Genomic DNA, 24,536 nt, shown 5'->3' with positions numbered 1-24,536 from the left:
TCCGAGCGCGCCCTTCGTCAGCCGCAGCGGCTGCTGACGACCTTGTTCCCGGCGTCCAGTTCGATGTTCAGGCGGTCGGCGCGGAAATCCATCGTCACCGCCATACCCGGCGTCAGCCAGCGCATGCTGCGCGATCCCGAACGCTTCATCGCATCCGCGGCGAGCGCTTCCGATGCGGTCTGGCCGACGAGGTCGGTCAGCATGCTCGCATCGCAGCGCGCTTCGGCGGGCTCGGCGGCCGGCGGCGGCGCAGCGGGTTCGGCGGGGACGGGCGCGTCGCTGGCGGCACAGCCGGCGAGCGCCAGCGTGGCGGCGAGCAGCGCGGCGGTGGCGCGATGTGCGGCGATCATGGCGTGGCTTCCTCTCCGATGCGGTTCATCTTCAGCTTACCGCCCTTGACCGCGAAACCAAGCCGCCCTTCGACCAGCGCCAGCGCATCCCGGCCGAACTGATCGTAGCGCCAGCCATCGAGGATCGCGAGGTCGTCGCGCACGCCGGCGGCCAGCAGTTCCAGTTCCTCGCTGCGGGCGAGCAGGCGTGGCGCGACACTGATATCGCGCGCGCGGATCTTGAGCAGCAGCTTGAGCAGGTCGGCGACGAGCCCGCCATCCTTGCCGAGCCCCGGCTTGCGATCGTCGCGCGGCGGCAGGTCGGTCGCCGGCATCGGCTGGGCAGCGGCGATCGCGGCCATCAGCCGGCCGCCGATATCGTTGGTCGCCCAGCTTGCCGAGAGCCCGCGCACCTTGGCGAGGTCCGCCTGCTGGCGCGGCGGATGCGCCGCGACGTCGGCCAAGGTCTCGTCCTTGACGATGCGTCCGCGCGGCAGGTTCTTGCCTTGGGCCTCGCGCTCGCGCCACGCCGCCAGGGCCTTCAGCCGGCCCAGCACCTCGGGCTTGCGGCCCTGGATGCGGACGCGCTGCCACGCTTCCTCGGGGTCGTTCACATAGTTGGAGGGATCGCCGATCCGCTCCATCTCCTGATCCAGCCAGTCGCCGCGCCCGGTCTTGCGCAGCTTGTCGAGCATGCGCGGGAAGATCTTGGCGAGGTGGGTGACGTCGGCGATCGCATAGTCGATCTGGCGCCGGTCGAGCGGGCGGCGCGACCAGTCGGTGAAGCGCGCGCCCTTGTCGAGCGTGATGCCCAGATAATTGTCGACCAGGTTGGAATAGCCGACCTGCTCGCCTTGGCCCAGCGCCATCGCCGCGATCTGCGTGTCGAACATCGGGTAGGGCGTCTTCGCCGTGAGATTGTGGACGATTTCGATGTCCTGCCCGCCGGCATGGAAGACCTTGAGCACATCCTCATTCTCGACGAGCAGGTCGAGCAGCGGCTTGAGATCGATGCCTTTCGCCATCGGATCGATCGCGGCGGCCTCCTTGCCGTCGGAGATCTGGATCAGGCAAAGTTCCGGCCAATAGCTGTTCTCGCGCATGAATTCGGTATCGACGGCGACGAACGGCGACTTGGCGAGACGGGTACAGAGGTCCGCAAGCGTCTGGCTGTCTTCGATAAGAGGGTGAATTTCCATCGCGTTCCCATAGAGCGTGAACGCGCAAGGGGGAAGCGCAACGGCGCGATCCCTTGACAAAGCCCCCCATCGCCTGTGTTAGGCCCGCATTTTACGGACGCCGTCCATCCCATTCGCAACATGAGCAGCATCATGCACGCCTATCGCACCCATACCTGCGCAGAACTGAACGCGCGCCACGTCGGCGAGACCGTCCGTCTTTCCGGCTGGGTCCACCGCAAGCGCGACCATGGCGGCGTGTTGTTCGTCGACTTGCGCGATCATTATGGTCTGACCCAGATCGTCGCCGATTCCGATTCCCCGGCGCTGCCGATCCTCGAATCGCTGCGGATCGAATCCGTCGTCACGATCGACGGTATCGTTAAAGCGCGTTCGGGCTCGACCGTGAACCCGAACCTGCCGACCGGCGAGATCGAGGTGTTCGCGCGCGGCGTAAGCGTTCAGTCCGCGGCGCAGGAACTGCCGATGCCGGTCGCGGGCGAGGCCGAATATCCCGAAGACATCCGCCTGCGCTACCGCTTCCTCGACCTGCGTCGCGAGCGGCTGCACCGGAATATCGTGCTGCGCTCCAACGTGATCGCCTCGGTCCGCAACCGGATGATCAGCCAGGGCTTCACCGAGTTCCAGACGCCCATCCTGACCGCGTCGAGCCCGGAAGGCGCGCGCGACTATCTGGTGCCCAGCCGCGTCCACCCCGGCAAGTTCTACGCGCTGCCGCAGGCGCCGCAGATGTTCAAGCAGCTGCTGATGGTGGCGGGCTTCGACCGCTACTTCCAGATCGCGCCCTGCTTCCGCGACGAGGATGCCCGTGCCGACCGTTCGCCGGGCGAGTTCTACCAGCTCGACTTCGAGATGAGCTTCGTCACGCAGGACGATGTGTTCGCAGCGATCGAGCCGGTGCTGCACGGCCTGTTCGAGGAGTTCGCGGGAGACCGGCAGGTCTCGCCGCTTCCGTTCCGCCGCATTCCCTATGCGGAATCGATGCTGAAATACGGCAACGACAAGCCCGATCTGCGCAACCCGTTGCTGATCACCGACGTCTCCGACCATTTCGTCGGCTCCGGCTTCGGCATCTTCTCGCGCATCGTCGAGGGCGGCGGCAAGGTCCGCGCGATCCCGGCGCCGGGCGCGGGCGCGGGCAGCCGGAAATTCTTCGACGACATGAACGAATGGGCGCGTGCCCAGGGCTTCACCGGCCTCGGCTATATCAACATCAAGGGCGGCGTCCCCGGCGGCCCGATCGCCAAGAACCATGGCGACGAGGCGACCGCGAGGCTGGTCGCCGAACTCGGCCTCGGGCCGGACGACGGCGTGTTCTTCGCCGCGGGCAAGGAAGCCGATGCCGCCAGGCTCGCCGGCCTCGCGCGCACCCGCGTCGGCGAACTGCTCGAGCTGATCGATCCCAAGCGCTTCGAATTCTGCTGGATCGTCGACTTCCCGATGTTCGAATATGATGAGGACGCGAAGAAGATCGACTTCAGCCACAACCCCTTCTCGATGCCGCAGGGCGAACTGGAGGCGCTGGAGACGAAGGATCCGCTCGATATTCTCGCCTATCAGTATGACATCGTCTGCAATGGCGTCGAGCTGAGCTCGGGCGCGATCCGTAACCATCGGCCGGAGATCATGTACAAGGCGTTCGAGATCGCCGGCTACACGCAGGAGCAGGTCGACGCGAACTTCTCCGGCATGATCAACGCCTTCAAGTTCGGCGCCCCGCCGCATGGCGGCTCCGCGCCGGGCATCGACCGCATCGTCATGCTGCTGGCGGACGAGCCGAACATCCGCGAGGTCATCGTCTTCCCGATGAACCAGAAGGCGGAAGACCTGATGATGAACGCGCCGGCCCCGGCGACCCCCAAACAGCTGCGCGAGCTGAGCATCCGGGTGGTCGAGCAGACCAAGGGCTGAGCCCGGCTTGCAGGCGATGGCGATGCGCGCCTAGCTTCGTTTCGAGGGAGTCAGGTGCGTATGACCATCGACCTGTCGGACTATGAAAAGGGCGTCGCCGCGCCCGGCGACTATGATGCGGCGCTCGCCGACATCCAGAAGCGGCTGGCGCGGATCCAGTCCGCCTTCATCGTCCGCGGCGGCAAGGCGATCGTCCTGTTCGAGGGATGGGACGCTGCCGGCAAGGGCGGTATCATCAAGCGGATGACCGCCGACTGGGATCCGCGCTATTTCCACGTCTGGCCGATCGCCGCGCCGACCCCCGAGGAAAAGCAGCGCCATTTCCTGTGGCGCTTCTGGAACAAGCTGCCCGCCAATCGCCAGATCGCGGTGTTCGACCGGAGCTGGTATGGCCGCGTGTTGGTCGAGCGCGTCGAGGGCTTTGCGACCAGGGCGGAGTGGAAGCGCGGCTTCGACGAGATCAACGCCTTCGAACAGCAGCAGCATGATGCCGGCGCCACGATCGTGAAGCTGTTCGTCCATGTGACCCAGGAAGAGCAGGATCGACGGCTGATCGAACGGATCGAAAATCCGTGGAAGCGCTGGAAGACGGGCGCGGAGGATTATCGCAACCGCGCCCGCCGCGACGATTATCTCAAGGCGATGGACGCGATGTTCCGCAAGACCGACACCCAGGTCGCGCCATGGCAGGCGATCGACGGCAACAGCAAGAAGGGCGCGCGGATCGCCGCGCTCACCTATATCGCCGACCGTCTCGAAGCCGCGGTTTCGATGAAGCCGCCCAGTGTCGATCCCGAGGTGCTGCGGCTGGCGCAGGAGGTCTATGGCGATCGGATCGGAAAGGTCTGACGCGCGCGCTCAGTTGGCCGCCGGATAGAGAATCGCCATCACCTCATAGTCCTTCGCGCCCACCGGCAGATCGATCCGGCGGACGTCGCCGACGCCGGCTCCGCGCAGCGCCCGGGCAAGGGGGGCGTTCCAGCCGATCAGGCCCGCACCGGCATCCGCCTCGTCGTCGCCGACGATGGTGAGCGTTCGCTGATTGTCGTTCTCGTCCGCGATCGTCACGGTCGCGCCGAAGAAAATGCGGCTGCGGTCTGCCTGCGCCGCGGGATCGACGACTTTCGCCGCCTTCATCTTGCGCGACAGCCGGTTGAGCGTGCGATCGATCTCGCGCAGCCGCTTGCGGCCATAGATATAGTCGCCATTTTCGGAGCGGTCGCCATTGCCCGCGGCCCAGGAAATTGTCTCGACCAGCCTGGGACGCTCGACGCCGAACAGTTCCTCATACTCGCGGCGGAGACGGGCATAGCCGTCGGGGGTGATGTAATTGGGGCGATCCATCGCGCCTGCCTATCATCGCAGGAAGGTGGCGCACAATCGCGCCCGCATCACCATCGCTGGACGGGCGCGAAGCGGGCGCTATTGTCCCTGCCGATGACGAGCAGCCCGCCCGCCGCCGATGCCGGCGCCAACCGCCTGATCGCCGGTATCAAGCCCTATGTCGAACGGGCTCCGCTGGCATCCTTCTTTCTCGGCGTCTCGTCGGGCTTTCCCTATGCGATGATCGCCGCGACCCTGACGACGCGGCTCGCGCAGAGCGGCGTCGACAAGAAGACGGTGACCGCCTTCGCGCTCGCCTTCCTCGTCTACAATTTCAAATTCCTCTGGGCGTGGATCATCGACGGCGTCCGCATCCCGGTGCTCGGGCGGCTCGGCCAGCGCGTGTCATGGCTGATCGTCACCGGTCTGCTGGTGATCGCCGCGGTCGCCAACCTCGCGCTCGTCGATCCCTCGACGAACCTGGCGTGGACGGCCTGGGCGGCGGTGCTGGTGGGGTTTGCCGGCGCTACCTACGACGTCGTCATCGATGCCTATCGCATCGAGATCCTCGAACCGCGCCAGCTCGGCGTGGGCTCGGGCATGACGCAATATGGCTGGCGGATCGGCTCGGTCGCCGCCGCCGCGCTGGCGCTGGTGCTCGCCGAATCGGTCGGCTGGACGATCGCCTACATGGCCTGCGCGGTGTTCGCGCTGCCGGCGATGCTGACCGGGCTGATCCTGGGCGAACCGCAGCGCCACCGTGCGGTCACGCCGCGTCGCGGCCTCGGCGAACTCGGCATGTCGATCATCGGGCCGTTCGTCGAGTTCTTCCAGCGCCGCGGCGCGCTGCTGGTGTTGTTGTTCATCCTGCTCCACAAGATCGGCGATACGCTCGCCAACCTCACCTTCCGGCTGCTGTTCAACGATCTCGGTTTCAGCAACAGCGAGATCGCGATCTACGATGTCGGCGTCGGCTTCTGGGCCTATCTGCTGGGCATCTTCGCCGGCGGCTTCCTCTATGCCAGTTGGGGCATGAAGCGGTCGGTACTGGTCAGCCTCGTGCTGATGGCGGTCTCCAACTTCAGCTTCGCCATGCTCGCCGGTGCCGGGCACAGCAATATCGGCATGGCGGCGGCGATCGGCTTCGAGAATTTTGCCAGCGGCATCGGCGGCGTCACCGTCGTCGCCTATTTCTCCGCGCTCACCGACCTGCGCTTCACCGCCGCGCAATATGCGCTGATCTCGGCCGCTTCCAGCATCGTCGGCCGCCTGCTGACCGGCACCACCGCCGGGGCACTGATCGAGGCGATGGGCTATGTGAACTTCTACCTCTTCACCACCTTGATCGCCTTTCCGGGGGTGATCCTGTTCTGGCTGATGATGCGCGCCGGCATGATCGACGATTCGATCGGCAGCGCCGGCAAGGAACCGGCACGGGAAAAGGATATCTTCGACTAACGCCACGGTTATGCTTTCCGCGTGACGCCACTGCGGCTATGGGCGCGCCGGGGGGTAGCAAAATGGCTTTCGTCGTCGCGTCGATGCTTCTTCAGGTCCTGTGCGCCGTGCACGCGGTTCGTACCGGGCGCGGCCAGATGTGGCTGTTCATCATCCTGTTGTTCTCGGTGATCGGCTGCATCGTCTATTTCTGCGCCGAGGTGCTGCCCGACATGCGCGGCAACCGCCATGTGCGCACCGCACGCGGGGCAGCGGTGGCAAAGCTCGATCCGGAGCGCGATCTGCGCGAGGCGCGCAGCCGGCTCGAGGTGGCGGATACGGTCGCCAACCGCGTCGCGCTCGCCGATGCTTTGGCTGGGCTCGAGCGCCACGGCGAGGCGGTCGCCGCCTATCGCGAGGCGCTGGCGATGATGCCGATGGACGATCCGCGGATCGAGACCCGGCTCGCACGTGCACTGTTCGAAAGCGGCGATGCCACGGGGGCGCTCGCCGTGATCGAGGCGCTGCCCCAGGCGGCGGGAACGGGTGAGGGCGATCAGCGCCTGCTGCTCAAGGCGCGCATCCTCGCCGAACTGGGTCGCCCGGCCGAGGCGCTGGCGCTTTACGCCGATCTCGTCACGCGCGTTCCAGGTGAAGAGGCGCGTTGCCGCTATGCTGCGCTGCTGCTCGAATCCGGGAACCGGATGCAGGCGCGCAGCGTGCTGGAGGAGGTCGAACGCCGCGCCAAGCGGCTCGACCGCACCCAGCGCTTCGCCGAGCGCGACATGTATGATTGGGCCGAGCGGGAGCTCAAAGCGCTCCGGGGCTGAGCGGCCGGCCGAGATCCTCGAAGGTCTGGCCCAGCGCCTGCGCGCTCGACAGCGCGCCGAGGCAGTCCGATGTTCCCAGCACCATCGCCAGCCGGCTGTGCGCGCGGCGCGGATCTTGCGTGGCGACCCCGATCGCGCCCATCAGCATCGCTTCGCCGTGCGTCATGCGGCCGCAACAGCAGGGCGCGACGAGGATGCGGTTGCGCGAACTCCGCGCGAGTTCCGCCATCAGCGCGCGCAGCAGCACCAGCGGACGGCGGTGCGATCCGCCGAACGCGGAGAACAGCGCATGCGCGGCATGAGCGTCGTTCAGCCCGCCCATCGCCATCCGCCGCATCGCGAACAGCAATGTGCGATCGGTCGGCGCTTCCGGCGCGGTGCGGATGAGCAGATCGTCGATGTCGGCCTGGCTGTTCATGAGTCGCCTCGTCTCCATATCGGAAGACGATCCTTGAACACCGGCTATTGCAAGTCAATCGCAATTGTGCGGGTATCAGTCCGGTGACTGGTTGTTTGCGGCCAAAATCGTGCCTGCAAGGTAGAGCGAACCGAGGATCAGCACCGCCGGTGGCTGCGCTGGATCGCTGCCCCGTGCGATCCGTGCCAGCGCGCTGCGCGGATCTGCGGCAGCGAGGCCCGCGATGCCGAGTTCCGAAGCAAGTGCCGCGAGCCCGGCGGGGTCGTGGTGTTCATGGCCGGGTACGGGAACCGTAGAGATGCTGGTTGCCAGACCGACGAAGGGTTTGAGCAGCCCCAGCGGATCCTTGTTGGCGAGCATGCCGAGGATCAGGTGCAGCGGCCGTGCTTCGGTTGCACCGTCGTGGAAATGCGCGGCGATCGCTTCACCCGCTGCCGGATTGTGGCCGCCGTCGAGCCAGACGCGGCTGCCGGCGGGGAGCAGGTCGGTCAACGGTCCGTGGTCGAGCAGTTGCAGCCGTGCCGGCCATTGCGCCCAGAGGGGGGCTGCGGACAGCGCGGCGGCGGGGATCGGCACCGCTTTTTGATGGCGCAGCATCGCGATCGCCAGCGCCAGATTGTCCTGTTGGTGCGCACCGGGCAGGCGGGGCAGCGGTGTCGTCACCACGCCCTGCGCATCGCGATAGTGAAGTTGGCCGCGGTAAGCGGCGTGCCGCCAGGCAGTGCCACCGGGCAGGAAGTCCGCACCGGCCGCTGCCGCGGCGTCGGCGACCGCTCGCAATGGCGCGGCGGGATGATCGAGCATGACGAGCGGCACGCCGCGCTTGGCGATGCCGGCCTTTTCGCGCGCGATCGCGATGATCGTATCGCCGAGAAACGCCTCGTGATCGATGCCCAGCCGCGCGATGCCGCACACCGCCGGCCGCGCGACGACATTGGTCGCATCGAGCCGACCGCCGAGCCCGACCTCGACGATGCACGCGTCCGCGGGCGTGCGCGCGAAGGCGAGGAAGGCGGCGGCGGTGGTCGTCTCGAAGAAGCTCGGATTGATGTCTTCGGCGCCGTCGAGCACCTCGGCGAGCAGGGGCGCCAAAGTCGCATCGTCGATCAGCCGGCCGGCGATGCGGATGCGCTCGTTGAAGCGCACGAGATGAGGGCTGGAATAGACATGCGCGGTCAGCCCCGCCGCCTCGATCGCTGCGCGCAGATAGGCGCAGGTCGATCCCTTGCCGTTGGTGCCGGCGACATGGAACACCGGGGGCAACCGGTGCTGCGGATTGCCGAGCCGGTCGAGCAGCAGGGTGATCCGCTCGAGCCCCAGCACATCGCGCCCGGGGGAGAGCATCGCCAGCCGATCGAGTTGGTGCTGCACGGCGGGATCGGTGGAGACGGCGTAATCCATTTTACCCCCTAAGCCCTCTCCCCTCCGGGGAGAGGGAAAGCCCTGCGCAGCAGGGCAGGGAGAGGGGGCTTGTCTTTCAGGGGCGTTTCGCCAAGCGCGACTGCCCCTCTCCCCGACCCTCTCCCTGGCGGGGAGAGGGAGAGACCATTACGCCGCTTCCGCCGGCGCCAGATAGCCGATCAGCGATGCCAGCGTATCGCGCAGCTCGTGGCGGGGCGTGACCATGTCGATCATGCCATGCGCGAGCAGATATTCTGCGCGCTGGAACCCCTCGGGCAGCTTCTCGCGTATCGTGTTCTCGATCACGCGCTGGCCCGCGAAGCCGATCAGCGCGCCGGGCTCGGCAATCTGGATGTCGCCCAGCATCGCATAGCTCGCAGTGACGCCACCGGTCGTCGGGTCGGTAAGCACGACGATGTAGGGCAGCCCCGCGTCGCGAAGCTCGGCGATCGCCACCGTCGTCTTGGGCATCTGCATCAGCGAAAGGATGCCTTCCTGCATCCGTGCGCCGCCTGCGGCGGTGAAGATGATGTAGGGCGCCTGCGCCCGCAGCGCCGCGCGCACGCCGGTCACGAACGCGGCGCCGACGCCGAGGCCCATCGACCCGCCCATGAAGGCGAAATCCTGCACGCCGACGACCGCTTTCTGGCCCTTGATCCGGCCTTCGGCGTTGAGCAGCGCATCGGGCTCCCCCGTCTGCGCGCGCGCCGCCTTGATGCGATCGGTATAGCGCTTGGAATCGCGGAATTTCAGCGGATCGAGCGCCACCTGGGGCGCGTGCATCAGCTGCCAGCTGCCATCGTCGAAGATCTGCCGGAAACGCACCTTGGCGCCGATGCGGCCGTGATGGCCGCATTTCGGGCAGACCGACAGATTTTCCTCATATTCCTTGAGGAAGACCATCTGCCCGCAGCCCGGGCATTTCTGCCAGAGGACATCCGCTGTCTCGCGCTTGGCGATGAGCGGGATCGACTGGCGGACACGGTTCAGCCAGCTCATGCGGCAATCTCCTGACGTGCGGCGGCGATCGCAGCCGCCAGCGACGCAATATAGGTGCGGACCGGTGCCGCTGCATCGGCGCCGTGCGCGGCGACGATATCGACGATCGCGGAGCCGACGACGACACCATCCGCGACGCGGCCGATCGCCGCCGCCTGTTCGGGGGTGCGGACGCCGAAGCCGACCGCAACGGGCAAATCGGTGCCGGCCTTAAGCCGCGCCACCGCTTCGTCGATCGAGGCCTGCGCTGCCTGCTGCAGCCCGGTGATACCGGCAACCGATACATAATAGAGAAAACCCGATGCGCCTTCGAGCACCGCGCTCAACCGCGCGGTGTCGGTGGTCGGGGTGGCGAGGCGGATCAGGTGGATGCCCTCGGCGCGCAGCGTGGGGCCGAGCACATCGTCTTCCTCCGACGGGATGTCGACGCAGATCACGCCGTCGACACCGGCGTCGCGCGCGGCGGCGGCGAACCAGTCGGCGCCGCGGCGGACCATGGGATTGGCATAGCCCATCAGTACCAGCGGCACTTGCGGGTGACGCTCACGGAAAGCGCGGGCGATCTCGAGAATGTCGACGGTCCGGGTGCCGGCTGCGAGCGAGCGCAGGTTGGCGCGCTGGATCGCAGGGCCGTCCGCCATCGGATCGGTGAACGGCATACCGAGCTCGATCAGGTCGGCGCCGCCCTCGACCAGCGCGTCGAGGATCGTACCGGTGTCGGCCGCGGTCGGATCCCCGCCCGTGACGAAGGTGACGAGCGCGGCGCGCCCCTCGGCCCTCGCGGCTGCGAAGGCGTTGGTGATGCGGTCGCTCACAGCTTGACCCCCAGAGCCTCGGCGACGGTGAAGATGTCCTTGTCGCCGCGCCCGGAGAGGTTGACGATGATGATCTTGTCCTTGCCCATGGTGGGCGCGATTTTCTCGGCGGCCACCAGCGCGTGCGCCGATTCGAGCGCCGGGATGATGCCTTCCAGCCGGCACAGCCGCTGGAACGAGGCCAGCGCCTCGGCATCGGTCGCGGGCACGTAGCGGACGCGGCCGATATCGTGCAGCCAGGCATGTTCGGGGCCGATGCCGGGATAGTCGAGCCCTGCCGAGATCGAATGCGCCTCGGTGATCTGCCCGTCCTCATCCTGCAGCAGGAAGGTACGGTTGCCGTGAAGCACGCCGGGCGTACCGCCGGCGATGCTCGCGGCATGCCGCTCGGTCTCGACCCCGTCGCCCGCGGCTTCGACGCCGACGATCTCGACGTCGGGATCGTCGAGGAAGGGGTGGAACAGGCCGATCGCGTTGGAACCGCCGCCGACGGGGGCGATGAGCATGTCGGGCAGCCGGCCTTCCGCCTCGAGGATCTGCGCGCGGGCTTCCTTGCCGATCACCGACTGGAAATCGCGCACCAGCTCCGGATACGGATGCGGGCCGGCGGCGGTGCCGATGATGTAGAAGGTGTCGTGAACGTTGGCGACCCAGTGGCGCAGCGCCTCGTTCATCGCATCCTTGAGCGTCTTCGCGCCGGATTCGACCGGAACGACCTCCGCGCCCAGCAGCTTCATCCGGAACACGTTGGGCTGCTGGCGCGCGACGTCGACCGCGCCCATGAAGATCGTGCAGGGCAGGCCGAACAATGCCGCGACGGTGGCGGTCGCCACGCCGTGCTGGCCGGCACCGGTCTCGGCGATTATCTTGCCCTTGCCCATGCGCCGGGCGAGCAGGATCTGGCCGATGCAGTTGTTGATCTTGTGCGCGCCGGTGTGGTTCAGTTCCTCGCGCTTCAGATAGATCCTGGCGCCGCCGAGCTCCTCGGTCAGCCGCCGCGCAAAATAGAGCGGGCTCGGCCGGCCGACATAGTGCTTCATCAGATCATCGAACTCGGCCTCGAAGGCCGGGTCCGCCTGGGCGTCGCGATAGGCGCGCTCCAGATCGAGGATCAGCGGCATCAGGGTTTCGGCGACATAGCGTCCGCCGAACCGGCCGAAATGCCCGCGCGCGTCTGGCTGGCTTCTGAGCGAGTTGGTCAAGGTCATAATGAGGCGATGGCTTTAAGGAATGCGGCGATCTTGTCCACATCCTTGACGCCCGGTGCGCTTTCTACGCCCGAGGAAATGTCGACGAGGGACGCGCCGGTGGTGGTGACCGCTCGCGCGACATTGGCGATGTCGATGCCGCCGGAGAGCGCCCAGGGCAGCGGATGACCGAAATCGGTCAGCAGCGCCCAGTCGAAGCGCAGGCCGAGGCCGCCGGGCAGATCCGCGCCCACCGGCGGCTTGGCATCGTAGAGGATGCGTTGCGCGGCGCCGCGATAGGATGGTGCGGCGGTGAGGTCGGCGCGGGTGCGCACCGATATCGCCTTCCACACCTCGAGGCCGGTCGCATGGCCGATCGCGGCGACGCGCTCGGCCGTTTCCGCACCGTGAAGCTGCACGACATCGACCGCGGGCGCGACCGCGGCGAGCAATTCGTCATCCGGATCGACAAGCACCGCGACCTTCGCGACATGCCCGGGGACACCCGCGGCCAGCGCCTGCATCTGCTCGGCGGTCACGTGGCGCGGGCTTTTGGGAAAGAAGACGAAACCGATATGCGACGCGCCATGGCGCACCGCGGCACCGACGCTGTCAGGGGTCGAGAGACCGCAGATCTTGGCACTGATTCGAGGCATGGCGGCGGTGTAGGCCCGTGGGCGCGAAATCCAAACCGTTCCCGCGGTCAGAACCGTGTCCGCAGCCGTACGCCATAATAGCGCGGGGGAGAGGGGTAGACGGCATAGGCGCCGATCTGCTCGGGTACCGGGAAGCCCAGGATGTTGTAATAGACGTCGAAGACGTTCTCGACATAGGCCTCGATGCCGAACCGGCCCTCGTCGAAGTCGAGCCCCAGCCGCGCGTTGACGAGGATATAGGCGTCGTTGGTCGTCGAGGCGATGCCGCCCGGCGCATTCAGCGTGTTGGAGTCGCTGTTGAAGCGCGCATCGACATGGACGAGGCCGGAGAGCGTATCCGTGATCGGCGGCGTCCAGGTGAATGCGCTGGTGACGACATGGCGCGGCTGGTTGGTGGCCTGCTTGCCGTCATCGTCGCCGGCGCGGAGCGGATCGTCGACGACGGTGTGCAGGTAGGTGTAGCCGAGATTGACGCTGACGTCGGTGCTTGGCCGGATGATGCTTTCCAGCTCGATACCCTTCGAGATCACCTTGTCGAACTGGCGGACGACGAAGCTCGATCCCTCGAAGCGCAGGCTCTGATAGCCCGAGAAGTCCTGGTAGAAGCCGGTGATGTTGAGCTGGAAGGTCCGGCTGGGATTGGTCTTGACGCCGGCCTCGAACGAATCCGCGGTTTCCTTGCCGAACGAAAGATCGCTGAGCTGCGCGCCGTCCCCGCCGAAATAGGTCGAATCGAAGCCGCCGCGGTCGAGATTATAGCCGCCCGACTTGTAGCCATGCGCATAGCCCGCGAACATCAACACATCGGGCGTCAGCTTGTAGGCGACGCGCGCCGTACCGGTGAGCTCGCTCTCGCTGCGGCGGTCGGCATAGTCGCCGTCGAATTCGGCGTTGATCGTGGGATTGCAGACCAGCAGGCGGATCGGCTCGAACCTGGCGTTGGCGGCGAGCACCTGACCGAACACCGCGCTGGCGCCGCCGGGAAGCAGTGCCGTGCAGGGGGCGTTGACCCCGTTGAGGTCGGCCCGGATCGTCTTGCGCTCATGATTGTAGCGCAGGCCGATCGTCAGCGAGAGCGCCTCGGTGAGGTTGACGATGTTGTGCGTGAACAGTCCGATCGCGCGCGTATCCACCCTGAAATTGTCGCTATACTGGCCGGTGCCGACGGGGCTGGGCAGGAACGTGGTGAATTGCGACAGCAGCGCCGGGTTCTGCGCGATCAGCGCCTGCACCTGCGGGTCGGCGAGGAAGGCGTTGCCCAGGAAGGGACGACCCGGCAGCGATCCGTAGAGCGAGAAGCCGTTGGGCGCGAGCGGGGAGAGACCCGCGGTCGCGGCGCCGAGCAACGCGTCGACATACTGGCCCGCCTGCGCGCCGAAACGGATCGTGTCGCGCAGCTTCAGCCGCTCGTCGAGATAGAAACCGCCGACCATGAAATCCAGCGTACCGTCGAACACCGTGCCCTGCAGCCTGACTTCCTGCGTGATGTCGCGGATCGCTGTGCGGTAGCCCTCGCGATAGGTGCGGTCGAGCCCGGTGAAATCGATGTCCTGGTTGCGCAGCGCGCGCCAGTCGCGAAAGGCGCTGATCGAGGTGAGGTTGAAGTCTCCCAGCGCCAGATCGACCTGGCCCGAGAAGCCCCAATCCTTGACCTTCTCCATCAGGTCGCGTTCGGGGGTGATGGATGCGCGGCGCTTTTCGATGTCGACCGGGGTGATGATGCCTTCGCGGCCGGCAAGCGCCGCCAGCGCATCGATGATCGGGCCGGTCGCGCCCGGTTCGGTGTGGATCGCAATGCAGCACTGCTCGTCGGTCTTGGCATAGTCGCCGATCAGCCGGACCTTGAGTCCGCCGTCTTCGTAGAGCGCCTGGCCGCGCACGAAATAGCGATCGAGCGTGTTGAACCGGCGATCGGCGTTCACATCGCGCGAATAGCCGTCGCGCTTGTGGTAGCCGGCGTCGATCCGCAGCGCGAGATGCCCGGCCACCGGCGCGGTGACGCCGGCCTTGAGCTCGATCTCGTCGGCATTGCCGTACGATGCCTCGGCATAGCCGCCGAAGTCGAATTTCGGGCTGGCGGTGATGATGTTGAGCGCGCCGGCCGACGTGTTTCGGCCGAACAACGTGCCCTGCGGCCCGCGTAGCACCTCGACGCGTTCGAGCTCGGGAAACTCGGTCAGGGTCAGGCCGGCGCGGGCGCGGAACACGCCGTCGATGAACACGCCCACCGCGGGCTCGAAGCCGGGATTGTCGCTGGCGGTGCCGACGCCGCGGATCGTGATCACCACACCCGTCGCCGCCGACTGGCCGGTCGTCACCTGCAGGCTGGGCGTCAATTGCCGCAGCCCGCGGACATCGACGATGCCGGCATCGCGGATCAGTTGCGGATCGATGACCGCGATCGCCAGCGGCACGTCCTGCGCCGCCTGCGCGCGTCCCTGTGCGGTGACGACGATGTCACCCATTTCGGGTTGTTCTGCCCCTTGCTGGGCTGGTTCGGCTGCGCCATCATCGGCACGAGCCTGAGTTGCGAGCAGCGCCCCCAGCGCGGCTGCAAACAGAATATCGGTTTTCCCCACGACCCGATCGCTCCCAGCCCGTCCTCCGAGTCAGGACGGGTGTCCTGAATTCGCGTCAACCTTGAAACCCGATTGTAACGCAGGTCAATGGCCGTTTTGCGTGAAGCATCATATCGCTGTTTCGCGAGAAACGCAGGCGCGGCGCGCGTTCGTAACCTGGGACCGCGAAGCTCTTCGGATCGTTGGATGGTCGCCTGACCTACATCGGATGCGCCCCGGAAGGACCCGAACTTTGCGAGCGCGCGATTTCTGGACTAGGCGCCAACGGGTAATGCAAAGAAGGACGCGATGATGGAGGATGACAGCGGCGACATTGCGATCGGCGACGATGGCAAGATCGTGGTGCCGAACGATGTCGAGGAGGCGATCCGCACGCTGATCCGCTGGGCCGGCGACGATCCCACGCGAGAGGGGCTGGTCGATACGCCGCGGCGCGTGGCGCGCGCATGGCGGGAATATTGCCAGGGCTATCTCGAGGATCCGTCGGTGCACCTCAGCCGGACCTTCGAGGAGGTCGGCGGCTATGACGAGATCGTGCTGCTGAAGGATATCCCGTTCCAGTCGCACTGCGAGCATCACATGGCGCCGATCATCGGGCGTGCGCACATCGCCTATCTGCCGCGGGACCGGGTGGTCGGCATCTCCAAGCTCGCGCGCGTGCTGCAGGGTTATGCGCGGCGGCTGCAGGTGCAGGAACGGCTGACCGCCGAGGTGGCAGACTGTATCTGGCGTCATCTCGATCCGATCGGCGTTGCAGTGGTAATCGAGGCGAGCCACGCTTGCATGTCCGCGCGTGGCGTCCGCACGCCCGGCGTGGCGATGACGACCAGCCGGATGATGGGCGTGTTTCGCGACGATGATCGCAGCCGCAAGGAAGTATTGGCGTTGATGGGATGCTGAAACGTCTTGCCATCGCCGCCGCCGCGCTCGCGCTGATGGGGCAGGGCGGGGAGATTACGCGCTCGCCGCCGATGGTGAAGGGCACCGGGCTGCCGCTGGAGGGGGACGAGCTGCCCATCCGCGCCGCCACCACGCCGCCGCCGGCGCTGGATCCGGTGACCGACGAGGACCGCCGCGGCACCATGCCCGCGGGCGAACTGTGCCGTTTCGCCACCGAGCGAGGCCCGGTGCTGATCGCCGGCGCCGAACGGCTCGCCTTCGCACGGCCGGGCGGCATCGCCACGCCGATGCTGTACGAGGGCCCCGAACTGCGGCTGGGCGGCTATTTCACCGCCGGCGACGTGACCATCGTCGTCGAGCCCGATAGCGCTTCGGCGCGGGCCGCCGTCGGCGGCGGTACCGTGTGGACCGCGGCAGCGATCATCGACCGCGCCGGCCGCAACGCGCGCCATGCCGGAATCTGGCAATGCAGGTAAGGTTTGTCGGTTAAGCGACTGCTTTAACGTTATTTTCCTGGAGAGGTGGGGGGCGGTGTGGCTGGCAGTCCGGTCAGCAGCACCGACCGCCGCCGCGACCGCCATATCGCGCCTGCTGCCGATCCCTGAAAAATTCCGTCCGGGTCATCGCAGCCTTTTCGGGATGGTGCTCCGCCATGTGCCGGCAATACGCCTCATAGCTCGGCAGGCCGACCATCAGCCGCGCGGTCTCACCGATCAGGGCGATCCAGCCGCTCACGCCGCGGTCGCCGGCAGTTCGGCAACCGTCGGCTGCGGCGCGGCGAGCGCCTGCACGCAGGTGCGGATGGTGAAGAACAGGATCGCGAGCACCACCGCCAGGAACAGCGCGCACAGCGCGGCATCGATGCGGTCGTTGAAGATGATGCGCTGCATCTCGGCGATCGACTTGGCCGGCGCGAGCAGCCGGCCCTCGCCATAGGCGGTGGCGAAGACGTCCGCATGCGCCAGGAAGCCGACCTTCGGATCGGCCGAGAACAGTTTGAGCGCGCCGGCGGCGGTCGTGCAGATCAGCAGCCAGGCGGTCGGCACCACCGTCACCCAGGCGAAGCGGTGCTGCTTCATCCGGAACAGCACAGCGGTCGCCAGCATCAGCGCGATCGCGGCGAGCATCTGGTTGGAGATGCCGAACACCGGCCACAGCGTGTTGACCCCGCCCAGCGGGTCGGTGACGCCCTGATAGAGGAAGAAGCCCCAGGCGCTCACGCACAGCGCCGTCGCGATGAACCCGGGGAGTAGCGCGCCGCTTTGCCGGAAGCCTGGCACGGCGAGGCCGATCAGGTCCTGCAGCATGAAACGGCCCGCACGCGTGCCGGCATCGACCGCGGTCAGGATGAACAGCGCTTCGAACAGGATGGCGAAATGATACCAGAACGCCTTCATCGTCGCGCCACCGACGACATGGCTGAAGATCTCCGCCATCGCCACCGCCAGCGTCGGTGCGCCGCCGGTGCGGGAGACGATCGTCGCCTCGCCGACGTCGCGCGCGGTCTGGGTGAGCGTGGCGGCGTCGATCGGGAAGCCCATCGCCGTCACCGCGGCCGCGGCGGAGGCGGGATCGCTGCCGAGCAGGGCGGCCGGGCTGTTCATCGCGAAATAAATGCCCGGATCGAGGATCGAGGCGCCGACCAGCGCCATGATCGCGACGAAGGCCTCCATCAGCATCGCCCCATAGCCGATCAAGGGCGCGTCGGTTTCGGTAGCGATCAGCTTTGGCGTGGTGCCGCTGGCGATCAGCGCATGGAAACCGGAGACTGCGCCGCACGCGATGGTGATGAACAGGAAGGGAAACAGCGCGCCCGACCAGACCGGCCCGCCACCGCCGACGAACTGGGTCAGCGCCGGCATCTTCAGCGGCGGCGCCATGATGACGATGCCGATCGCCAGCGCGGCGATCGCGCCGATCTTGAGGAAGGTGGACAGATAGTCGCGCGGTGCCAGCAGCAGCCACACCGGCAGCACGGAGGCGACCGCGCCATAGCCGATCAGGATCCAGCAAAGCTGTACCGGCGTGAACGTGAAGGCCGGCCCCCAGAAGGCGGATTCGGCGATCTGCTGGCCGAACAGGATCGCCCCGATCAGCCCGACGAAACCGAGCAGCGAAACCTCGCCGATCCGCCCCGGGCGGATCCAGCGCGTATAGACGCCCATGAACAGCGCCAGCGGCACCGTCGCCGCAACGGTGAACATGCCCCACGGGCTTTCCGCCAATGCGCGCACGACGATCAGCGCGAGCACCGCGAGGATGATCACCATGATCATGAAGGCACCGAACAGCGCGATCGTGCCCGCGACCGAGCCCATCTCCATGCGGACCAGTTCGCCCAGCGAGCGCCCGTCGCGCCGCATCGAGATGAACAGCACCATGAAATCCTGCACCGCGCCCGCCAGCACGACGCCGGCGATGATCCACAAGGTGCCGGGCAGGTAGCCCATCTGCGCCGCAAGCACCGGCCCCACCAGCGGCCCGGCGCCGGCGATGGCGGCGAAATGATGGCCGAACAGCACGCGCCGGTCGGTTGCTACATAATCCAGCCCGTCGGCGAGGCGGACGGCGGGCGTCGGCCGTGCCGGATCGAGCCGCATCACATGGCGCGCGATGTAGAGTGCGTAATAGCGATAGGCGACGAGGAAGATGGAGGTCGCGGCGACCACGATCCACAACGCGTTGACCGTCTCACCGCGCGAGACGGCGAGCGTGGCGAGCGCGAAGGCGCCGACGAGGGCGAGCAGGATCCAGGGCAGATGACGGGCGAACAAGCGGGGCACCTCTCTCGACGGATTGCGCGGACGCTGTGGGCGCGCCCTGCGAGCGGTCTAGAGAGGTTGTCGGCGAAGGTGAAGGGGAGGGAACATATGGCCTTCCAAAAGCAAAAAGGCCGCCCGGATCGCTCCGGACGGCCCTTTCGCTGGTCTGGCAGGAGGCTCTGGTCAGCCCTGCGCTTCTTCCGAGTCCGCCGTCTCGGGGGCGATTTCGCCCGGCTCGGCGTTCGGATCGTAATCCTCGGTGAAGCCCGCGACGTCCTTTTCGAACATCGCCGCCATCACGTCCACGCCCTGTTCCTGAAGCTCGGCTTCCTCGGGGCTGCGCGCGACGTTGATCTTGATCGTCACCGACACTTCCGGGTGAAGGACGACCTTCACCTCGTTCACGCCGATCGCCTTGATCGGGCGGTCGAGCACGATCTGGCCCTTGTTGACCTTGGCGCCGTCGGCTTCGAGAGCCTCGACGATGTCACGCACCGAAACCGAACCATAAAGCTGGCCGGTGTTCGACGCCTGACGGATCAGGGTCACGGTCTTGCCGTCGATGCCCTTCGAGTCGGCCTGGGCCACTTCGCGGCGCTTGGCGTTGTCCGCCTCGATCGTCGCGCGGTTAGCCTCGAAGACCTTCTTGTTCGCTTCGTTGGCGCGGAGCGCCTTCTTGCGGGGCAGGAGATAGTTGCGGGCGAAGCCGGGCTTCACCGAAACCACGTCGCCGATGGCGCCGAGCTTCTCGACGCGTTCGAGCAGGATCACATCCATGTGCGTGCCCTCCTTACTTCACGATGTAGGGAAGCAGCCCGATGTGACGGGCGCGCTTGATCGCCTGGGCGAGTTCGCGCTGCTTCTTGGCGGAAACCGCAGTGATGCGGCTGGGCACGATCTTGCCGCGCTCGGACACGAAGCCCTGCAGCAGACGAACGTCCTTATAGTCGATCCGGGGCGCGTCCTTCGCGGAGAAGGGGCAGCTCTTGCGGCGACGGAAAAACGGGCGGGCCATCGATTATTCTCCCTGCTCTTCGCGGCGCGGACGGTCCTCGCGGGGACGATCGTCGCCACGCGGGCGATCGTCGCGGCGGCCACCGTCACGGCCATCGCGGCCTTCGCGATCGCCACGGCGGCCATCACGCTCGCCACGGCGCATCATCGCCGACGGACCCTGCTCGTGGGCATCCACCTTGACGGTCATGTAGCGGATGACGTCTTCGTTGATCGACGTCTGGCGCTCCAGCTCGGCGACGACGCCACTCGGCGCCTCGAACTCGAGCATGACATAATGCGCCTTGCGATTCTTCGCGATGCGGTAGGCGAGGCTGCGGAGGCCCCAGGTCTCGGTCTTCACGACCTTGCCCTGATTGTCCTCGATGATCTTGGTGGCGGTTTCCGCCAGCGCGTCGACCTGGGTCTGAGCCAGATCCTGACGCGCGAGGAACACATGCTCGTACAGAGCCATGCGCGCTTGTCCTTCACGTTGGCCGATCGCTGACGCCGCCCCATGCGGACGCCCCTCCGGCTGTCGTTCCAAAATAGAAAGCCGGGCGGAAAGCGATGCTCTCCGCCTCGGCTGAGGGGCCCTTGGCGCAAAGTGCCGGAAAAGGCAAGCCCGGACTGGGCGGGGCGAACCTTAATTCAGCGCGCCCGCGATCACTGCGCCGATGATGCCGCTGGCGATTCCCACCAGCACTGCATCATTGCCGGACTGCACCCAATGATAGCCGCGCGGCGCATCGTAGAGCCGATAGTTCCGCGGCTGGCTCACCACCCGATAGTTGCGGGCATAGCGATTGTCGAACCGCTGCCCCTTCGACCAGGAGCGGTACGTGTTGGGGGAGCGCCTGACCACCGTCTTCCTGACGACGGTGCGCTGCGGCCCGCGCCGGACGGACTCGTGCTTGACCGTCTTCACCGCCACCCGGTCGGGGCGGCCATAGTCGCGGCCCGGGGCGGCCAGGGCGGGGGTCGCGACCAGCGAGGCGGCGACGGCGGCGAGGATGAACTTCTTCATGACTGCGTCTCCTGTGTTTCCGAAGCGCCCTTGCGGCGCTGACAGGAGCTTTATGAGGATCGGCTGTCGCGCATCTTTGTCGGCGCCGCGGCGAAATGGTCGCAAATTGTCTTGCGGCTGTCATCGAGTGGCCTGCTTCGCTACGCTTGGGCTTGCCATGCGCGGTGCGGCTTTCTAGTGCGCCCGCTCGTTTTCTCAGCGAGGTCCCCGACATGCGTGCATTCATCTTTCCCGGCCAGGGCAGCCAGGCGGTGGGCATGGGCAAGGCGTTGGCCGATGCGAGCACCGCCGCGCGCGAGGTGTTCCAGGAGGTCGACGACGCGCTCGGCCAGAACCTGTTCCGCCTGATGAGCGAGGGGCCCGAGGATCAGTTGGTGCTGACCGAGAATGCCCAGCCCGCGATCATGGCAAACGCGATCGCCACGTTGCGCGTGCTCGAAAAGGAAGGCGGCATCAGCCTCGCCGACAAGGCGGCGTTCGTCGCCGGCCATTCGCTCGGCGAATATAGCGCGCTGTGCGCCGCGCAGGCGCTCGATCTCGCGACCACCGCGCGGCTGCTCAAGCTGCGCGGGCAGGCGATGCAGGCGGCGGTGCCGGTGGGCATCGGCGCGATGGCGGCGTTGCTCGGCGCCGATATCGAAAAGGCGCAGGCGCTCGCCGACGCCGCGGCGGCGGGGGAGGTCTGCACCGTCGCCAACGACAATGATCCGACGCAGGTCGTGATCTCCGGCCACAAGGGCGCGATCGATCGCGCGGTGGCGATGGTGAAGGATCATGGCATCAAGCGCGGCGTGCTGCTGCCGGTGTCCGCCCCCTTCCACTGCCCGTTGATGCAGCCCGCGGCCGATGCGATGGCCGAGGCGCTGGGCACGGCGGCGCTGGTGTCCCCGCTGGTGCCGCTGTTCGCCAACGTCACCGCCGCCGCCGTCGCCGATCCCGCCACCATCCGCGACCTGCTCGTCAGTCAGGTCACCGGCCGGGTGCGCTGGCGCGAATCGGTGATCGCGATGGCGGAGGCCGGCGTCACCGGCTTCGTCGAGTTCGGGGGCAAGGTGCTGGCGCCGATGGTCAAGCGCAGCGCGCCGGCCGAGGCCGAGGCCGCAAGCATCGTCGCGATGGCCGATATCGAGGCGCTGGCGAAGAGCCTCTGAGCCCGCCAACCGATCGTCCGGCCCCGCGAAAGCAACGAAGGGGCTGGCACGACGGCGCGGACTTTGGATAGGCATTGGCGGGCGACATTCTTCCGCCCGCGCGATGCCTCAACGACTTCAGACAGGAAAGACAGGCATGTTCGATCTCTCAGGCATGACCGCGCTGGTGACCGGTGCGTCGGGCGGTATCGGTTCGGCGATCGCCGAAACGCTCGCGGCGCAGGGCGCGCGCGTGGCGCTCTCCGGCACGCGCGCGGAGAAGCTGGAGGCGGTCGCGGCGGGGCTCGGCCATGACCCGGTGATCCTGCCGTGCGATCTCGGCGACTCCGCCGCGGTCGATGCGCTGGTGCCCTCCGCCGTCGCGGCGCTGGGCGGCACGCTCGACATCCTCGTCAACAATGCCGGCGTCACCCGCGACAATCTGGTGATGCGGATGAAGGATGAGGATTGGGATGCGGTGATCCGCGTCAATCTAGAGGCGGCGTTCCGCCTGATCCGCGCCGCGACCAAGCCGATGATGAAGGCGCGCTTCGGCCGCGTCGTCTCGATCACCTCGGTGGTCGGCGCCACCGGCAATCCGGGGCAGGCGAACTATGCCGCCTCCAAAGGCGGGCTCACCGCGATGACCAAGGCGCTGGCGCAGGAGCTGGCGACGCGCAACATTACCGTGAACTGCGTGGCGCCGGGTTTCATCAAGTCGGCGATGACGGACGCGCTGCCCGACGTGCAGAAAGAGGCGATCACCGGCCGGATTCCCGCCGGTCGGTTGGGCGAGGGGGGTGACGTGGCCGCCGCGGTCGCCTATCTCGCAAGCCGTGAGGCCGGTTACGTCACCGGTCAGACGATCCACGTCAACGGCGGCATGGCAATGATTTCGTGACGTTCCCGTTACGGTTAACGCCGGGTGAACCGGCAGGGCTTGCCAGCGTTATGGCTGCCGATTAGTGCATCCTCAAATTCTGAAGAGAAGGACCGTTTATGAGCGACACCGCCGAGAGGGTGAAGAAGATCGTCGTCGAGCATCTTGGCGTTGAAGCCGAGAAGGTGACCGAAGATGCCAGCTTCATCGACGATCTTGGTGCCGACAGCCTCGACATCGTCGAACTGGTGATGGCGTTCGAGGAAGATTTCGGCGTTGAGATTCCCGACGACGCCGCGGAAAAGATCACGACCGTGAAGGACGCGATCAGCTATATCGAGACGCACGCCAAGGGCTGATGTCTCGGGCAGGCACGCCGGGATCGGCGCGCCGGCCTGGCTTCGTAGCCATTCAGGACGGCTTCCCGACCCGGATGAAAGGGGCCGGGGAGCCGTTTGTTTTTGTTGAAGTATTTGGAGAGTTGGGATGCGCCGTGTCGTCGTAACCGGACTTGGGCTCGTCACGCCGCTGGGCGCCGATGTCGAAACCGCCTGGGCCAACATCATCGCAGCGAAGTCCGGCGCTGGTACCATCACCCGTTTCGACGCGACTGATTATGCCTGCCGGGTCGCCTGCGAGGTGAAGCCCGCGGACCATGCCTATGGGTTCGATGCGAACAAGCGCGTCGACCATAAGGTCCAGCGCCAGGTCGATCCGTTCATCATCTATGGAATCGATGCCGCCGGCCAGGCGCTCGAGGATGCCGGCCTGACCGATGCGTCCGAGGAAGAGCGCTTCCGCATCGGCTGCTCGATCGGGTCGGGCATCGGCGGTCTCCCGGGCATCGAGAGCGAATCGCTGGTGCTCGCCAACAAGGGCCCGCGCCGCGTCTCGCCGCACTTCGTCCATGGCCGCCTGATCAACCTGATCTCGGGCCAGGTGAGCATCAAATATGGCCTGATGGGCCCGAACCATGCGGTGGTCACGGCTTGCTCGACCGGCGCGCACGCGATCGGCGATGCGGCGCGGATGATCGCGCTGGGCGATGCCGACGTGATGCTTGCGGGCGGTGCCGAAGGCGCGATCTGCCCGATCGGCATTGCCGGCTTCGCGCAGGCGCGCGCGCTGTCGACCCAGTTCAACGATCAGCCCGAAAAGGCGAGCCGGCCCTACGACAAGGACCGGGACGGCTTCGTGATGGGCGAGGGCGCGGGCGTCGTCTGCCTCGAGGAATATGAGCACGCCAAGGCGCGCGGCGCCAAGATCTATGCCGAGGTGATCGGCTATGGCCTGTCGGGCGACGCCTATCACGTCACCGCGCCGCACCCGGAAGGTTCGGGCGCGTTCCGCGCGATGGAAATGGCGATGAAGAAGTCGGGCCTCGCGCTCGGCGACATCGACTATATCAACGCGCACGGCACCTCGACGCCGCTGGGCGACGAGCTCGAGCTGGGCGCGGTGCGCCGCCTGTTCGGCGATGCGATGGGCACCCTTTCGATGAGCTCGACCAAGTCGGCGATCGGCCACCTGCTGGGCGGCGCCGGCGCGGTGGAGAGCATCTTCTGCATCCTCGCGCTGCGCGACCAGATCGTCCCGCCGACGCTCAACCTCGACAATCCCAGCGACAATTGCGCAGGCGTCGATCTGGTGCCCCACGTCGCCAAGCAGCGGCACGTGAAGGCGGTGCTGAACAACAGCTTCGGCTTCGGCGGCACCAACGCCTCGCTGGTCATGAGGGCGGTCTGATCGGCTGATCGGGG

General features: G+C 66.9%; 26 protein-coding genes. 10 read left to right on the top strand and 16 right to left on the bottom strand.

Features of this window, described 5'->3' with window-relative positions; all coding sequences use genetic code 11:
• Positions 1 to 17 precede the first annotated feature (17 nt).
• Both NX02_RS11125 and rnd read right to left on the bottom strand, forming a co-directional pair.
• Positions 18 to 350 carry an I78 family peptidase inhibitor gene (locus NX02_RS11125; RefSeq protein WP_025292274.1) on the bottom strand — a complete coding sequence of 111 codons (333 nt, stop codon included), beginning with the start codon at positions 348 to 350 and terminating at the stop codon, positions 18 to 20.
• Entirely contained in the window at positions 347 to 1,528 is a 1,182-nt protein-coding gene (rnd, locus tag NX02_RS11120) for a ribonuclease D (RefSeq protein WP_025292273.1), read from the bottom strand. The genes NX02_RS11125 and rnd overlap by 4 nt, the downstream gene beginning before the upstream one ends.
• Before the next feature lie 132 nt (positions 1,529 to 1,660).
• Here rnd and aspS point away from each other — a divergent pair, with 132 nt between their 5' ends.
• Together aspS and NX02_RS11110 are read left to right on the top strand one after the other, a co-directional pair.
• The gene (aspS, locus tag NX02_RS11115; RefSeq protein WP_025292272.1) at positions 1,661 to 3,439 is read left to right on the top strand and encodes an aspartate--tRNA ligase; all 1,779 of its coding nucleotides are present in this window, start codon (positions 1,661 to 1,663) and stop codon (positions 3,437 to 3,439) included.
• Between the two features lie 60 nt (positions 3,440 to 3,499).
• Positions 3,500 to 4,288, top strand: a complete 789-nt coding sequence (locus tag NX02_RS11110; protein WP_025292271.1) for a polyphosphate kinase 2 family protein — start codon at positions 3,500 to 3,502, stop codon at positions 4,286 to 4,288.
• Between the two features lie 9 nt (positions 4,289 to 4,297).
• Here NX02_RS11110 and NX02_RS11105 read toward each other — a convergent pair whose 3' ends face one another.
• Complete coding sequence (locus NX02_RS11105; protein WP_025292270.1) at positions 4,298 to 4,783, bottom strand: GreA/GreB family elongation factor; 486 nt, start codon at positions 4,781 to 4,783, stop codon at positions 4,298 to 4,300.
• Positions 4,784 to 4,876: 93 nt separating this feature from the next.
• Between NX02_RS11105 and NX02_RS11100 the strand changes: the two genes are divergently transcribed.
• Positions 4,877 to 6,220 carry an AmpG family muropeptide MFS transporter gene (locus NX02_RS11100; protein WP_025292269.1) on the top strand — a complete coding sequence of 448 codons (1,344 nt, stop codon included), beginning with the start codon at positions 4,877 to 4,879 and terminating at the stop codon, positions 6,218 to 6,220.
• A gap of 62 nt (positions 6,221 to 6,282) precedes the next feature.
• Positions 6,283 to 7,029, top strand: coding sequence for a tetratricopeptide repeat protein (locus tag NX02_RS11095; protein ID WP_025292268.1), 747 nt, complete (start codon positions 6,283 to 6,285; stop codon positions 7,027 to 7,029).
• Here the strand turns inward: NX02_RS11095 and NX02_RS11090 are convergent.
• The 7 genes from NX02_RS11090 to NX02_RS11060 all read right to left on the bottom strand — a co-directional run bounded on the left by NX02_RS11090 (position 7,010) and on the right by NX02_RS11060 (position 14,970).
• Positions 7,010 to 7,447 carry a DUF6628 family protein gene (locus NX02_RS11090; protein ID WP_025292267.1) on the bottom strand — a complete coding sequence of 146 codons (438 nt, stop codon included), beginning with the start codon at positions 7,445 to 7,447 and terminating at the stop codon, positions 7,010 to 7,012. The two genes, NX02_RS11095 and NX02_RS11090, sit on opposite strands and share 20 nt — an antisense overlap.
• A gap of 75 nt (positions 7,448 to 7,522) precedes the next feature.
• Positions 7,523 to 8,848 carry a bifunctional folylpolyglutamate synthase/dihydrofolate synthase gene (locus NX02_RS11085; protein WP_025292266.1) on the bottom strand — a complete coding sequence of 442 codons (1,326 nt, stop codon included), beginning with the start codon at positions 8,846 to 8,848 and terminating at the stop codon, positions 7,523 to 7,525.
• 147 nt (positions 8,849 to 8,995) lie between these two features.
• Entirely contained in the window at positions 8,996 to 9,847 is an 852-nt protein-coding gene (gene accD, locus NX02_RS11080) for an acetyl-CoA carboxylase, carboxyltransferase subunit beta (RefSeq protein WP_025292265.1), read from the bottom strand.
• Positions 9,844 to 10,662, bottom strand: a complete 819-nt coding sequence (gene trpA / locus NX02_RS11075; protein ID WP_025292264.1) for a tryptophan synthase subunit alpha — start codon at positions 10,660 to 10,662, stop codon at positions 9,844 to 9,846. The genes accD and trpA overlap by 4 nt, the downstream gene beginning before the upstream one ends.
• A complete protein-coding gene (gene trpB / locus NX02_RS11070) occupies positions 10,659 to 11,870 on the bottom strand; it encodes a tryptophan synthase subunit beta (protein ID WP_025292263.1) in 1,212 nt (403 codons plus the stop codon). The genes trpA and trpB overlap by 4 nt, the downstream gene beginning before the upstream one ends.
• On the bottom strand, positions 11,867 to 12,505 hold the full coding sequence (locus tag NX02_RS11065; protein ID WP_025292262.1) for a phosphoribosylanthranilate isomerase: 639 nt from the start codon (positions 12,503 to 12,505) through the stop codon (positions 11,867 to 11,869). Before NX02_RS11065 ends, trpB begins: the two co-directional genes overlap by 4 nt.
• Positions 12,506 to 12,552: 47 nt before the next feature.
• Positions 12,553 to 14,970: a TonB-dependent receptor gene (locus NX02_RS11060; protein ID WP_025292261.1), complete on the bottom strand. Its 2,418-nt coding sequence runs from the start codon at positions 14,968 to 14,970 to the stop codon at positions 12,553 to 12,555.
• Between the two features lie 402 nt (positions 14,971 to 15,372).
• Between NX02_RS11060 and folE the strand changes: the two genes are divergently transcribed.
• Together folE and NX02_RS11050 are read left to right on the top strand one after the other, a co-directional pair.
• On the top strand, positions 15,373 to 15,984 hold the full coding sequence (gene folE / locus NX02_RS11055; RefSeq protein WP_025292260.1) for a GTP cyclohydrolase I FolE: 612 nt from the start codon (positions 15,373 to 15,375) through the stop codon (positions 15,982 to 15,984).
• The gene (locus NX02_RS11050; RefSeq protein ID WP_025292259.1) at positions 15,978 to 16,460 is read left to right on the top strand and encodes a hypothetical protein; all 483 of its coding nucleotides are present in this window, start codon (positions 15,978 to 15,980) and stop codon (positions 16,458 to 16,460) included. Before folE ends, NX02_RS11050 begins: the two co-directional genes overlap by 7 nt.
• A 73-nt stretch (positions 16,461 to 16,533) precedes the next feature.
• Here NX02_RS11050 and NX02_RS11045 read toward each other — a convergent pair whose 3' ends face one another.
• The 6 genes from NX02_RS11045 to NX02_RS11020 all read right to left on the bottom strand — a co-directional run bounded on the left by NX02_RS11045 (position 16,534) and on the right by NX02_RS11020 (position 20,766).
• Complete coding sequence (locus NX02_RS11045; protein ID WP_025292258.1) at positions 16,534 to 16,719, bottom strand: YbdD/YjiX family protein; 186 nt, start codon at positions 16,717 to 16,719, stop codon at positions 16,534 to 16,536.
• Positions 16,716 to 18,758, bottom strand: coding sequence for a carbon starvation CstA family protein (locus NX02_RS11040; RefSeq protein WP_025292257.1), 2,043 nt, complete (start codon positions 18,756 to 18,758; stop codon positions 16,716 to 16,718). Before NX02_RS11040 ends, NX02_RS11045 begins: the two co-directional genes overlap by 4 nt.
• 171 nt (positions 18,759 to 18,929) lie before the next feature.
• Positions 18,930 to 19,523, bottom strand: a complete 594-nt coding sequence (gene rplI, locus NX02_RS11035; protein ID WP_025292256.1) for a 50S ribosomal protein L9 — start codon at positions 19,521 to 19,523, stop codon at positions 18,930 to 18,932.
• A 13-nt stretch (positions 19,524 to 19,536) separates the two neighbouring features.
• Positions 19,537 to 19,761: a 30S ribosomal protein S18 gene (rpsR, locus tag NX02_RS11030; protein ID WP_025292255.1), complete on the bottom strand. Its 225-nt coding sequence runs from the start codon at positions 19,759 to 19,761 to the stop codon at positions 19,537 to 19,539.
• Between the two features lie 3 nt (positions 19,762 to 19,764).
• Entirely contained in the window at positions 19,765 to 20,214 is a 450-nt protein-coding gene (gene rpsF / locus NX02_RS11025; protein WP_025292254.1) for a 30S ribosomal protein S6, read from the bottom strand.
• 171 nt (positions 20,215 to 20,385) lie between these two features.
• Positions 20,386 to 20,766, bottom strand: coding sequence for an RcnB family protein (locus NX02_RS11020; protein ID WP_025292253.1), 381 nt, complete (start codon positions 20,764 to 20,766; stop codon positions 20,386 to 20,388).
• A 212-nt stretch (positions 20,767 to 20,978) separates the two neighbouring features.
• Between NX02_RS11020 and fabD the strand changes: the two genes are divergently transcribed.
• From fabD to fabF, 4 genes are all read left to right on the top strand, one after another.
• A complete protein-coding gene (gene fabD / locus NX02_RS11015) occupies positions 20,979 to 21,917 on the top strand; it encodes an ACP S-malonyltransferase (protein ID WP_025292252.1) in 939 nt (312 codons plus the stop codon).
• Positions 21,918 to 22,053: 136 nt separating this feature from the next.
• Positions 22,054 to 22,797, top strand: coding sequence for a 3-oxoacyl-[acyl-carrier-protein] reductase (gene fabG / locus NX02_RS11010; protein WP_025292251.1), 744 nt, complete (start codon positions 22,054 to 22,056; stop codon positions 22,795 to 22,797).
• A 98-nt stretch (positions 22,798 to 22,895) separates the two neighbouring features.
• Entirely contained in the window at positions 22,896 to 23,135 is a 240-nt protein-coding gene (locus NX02_RS11005) for an acyl carrier protein (RefSeq protein WP_025292250.1), read from the top strand.
• A 127-nt stretch (positions 23,136 to 23,262) separates the two neighbouring features.
• Positions 23,263 to 24,522 (top strand): beta-ketoacyl-ACP synthase II, encoded by a 1,260-nt coding sequence (fabF, locus tag NX02_RS11000; protein WP_025292249.1) that lies wholly within the window; start codon positions 23,263 to 23,265, stop codon positions 24,520 to 24,522.
• Positions 24,523 to 24,536: the final 14 nt, after the last annotated feature.

The organism is Sphingomonas sanxanigenens DSM 19645 = NX02 (genome assembly GCF_000512205.2).
GTDB classification, from domain to species: domain Bacteria; phylum Pseudomonadota; class Alphaproteobacteria; order Sphingomonadales; family Sphingomonadaceae; genus Sphingomonas_D; species Sphingomonas_D sanxanigenens.
Note: the sequence above shows the minus strand (reverse complement) of the source record. Positions and strands in the feature narration are given on the sequence as shown.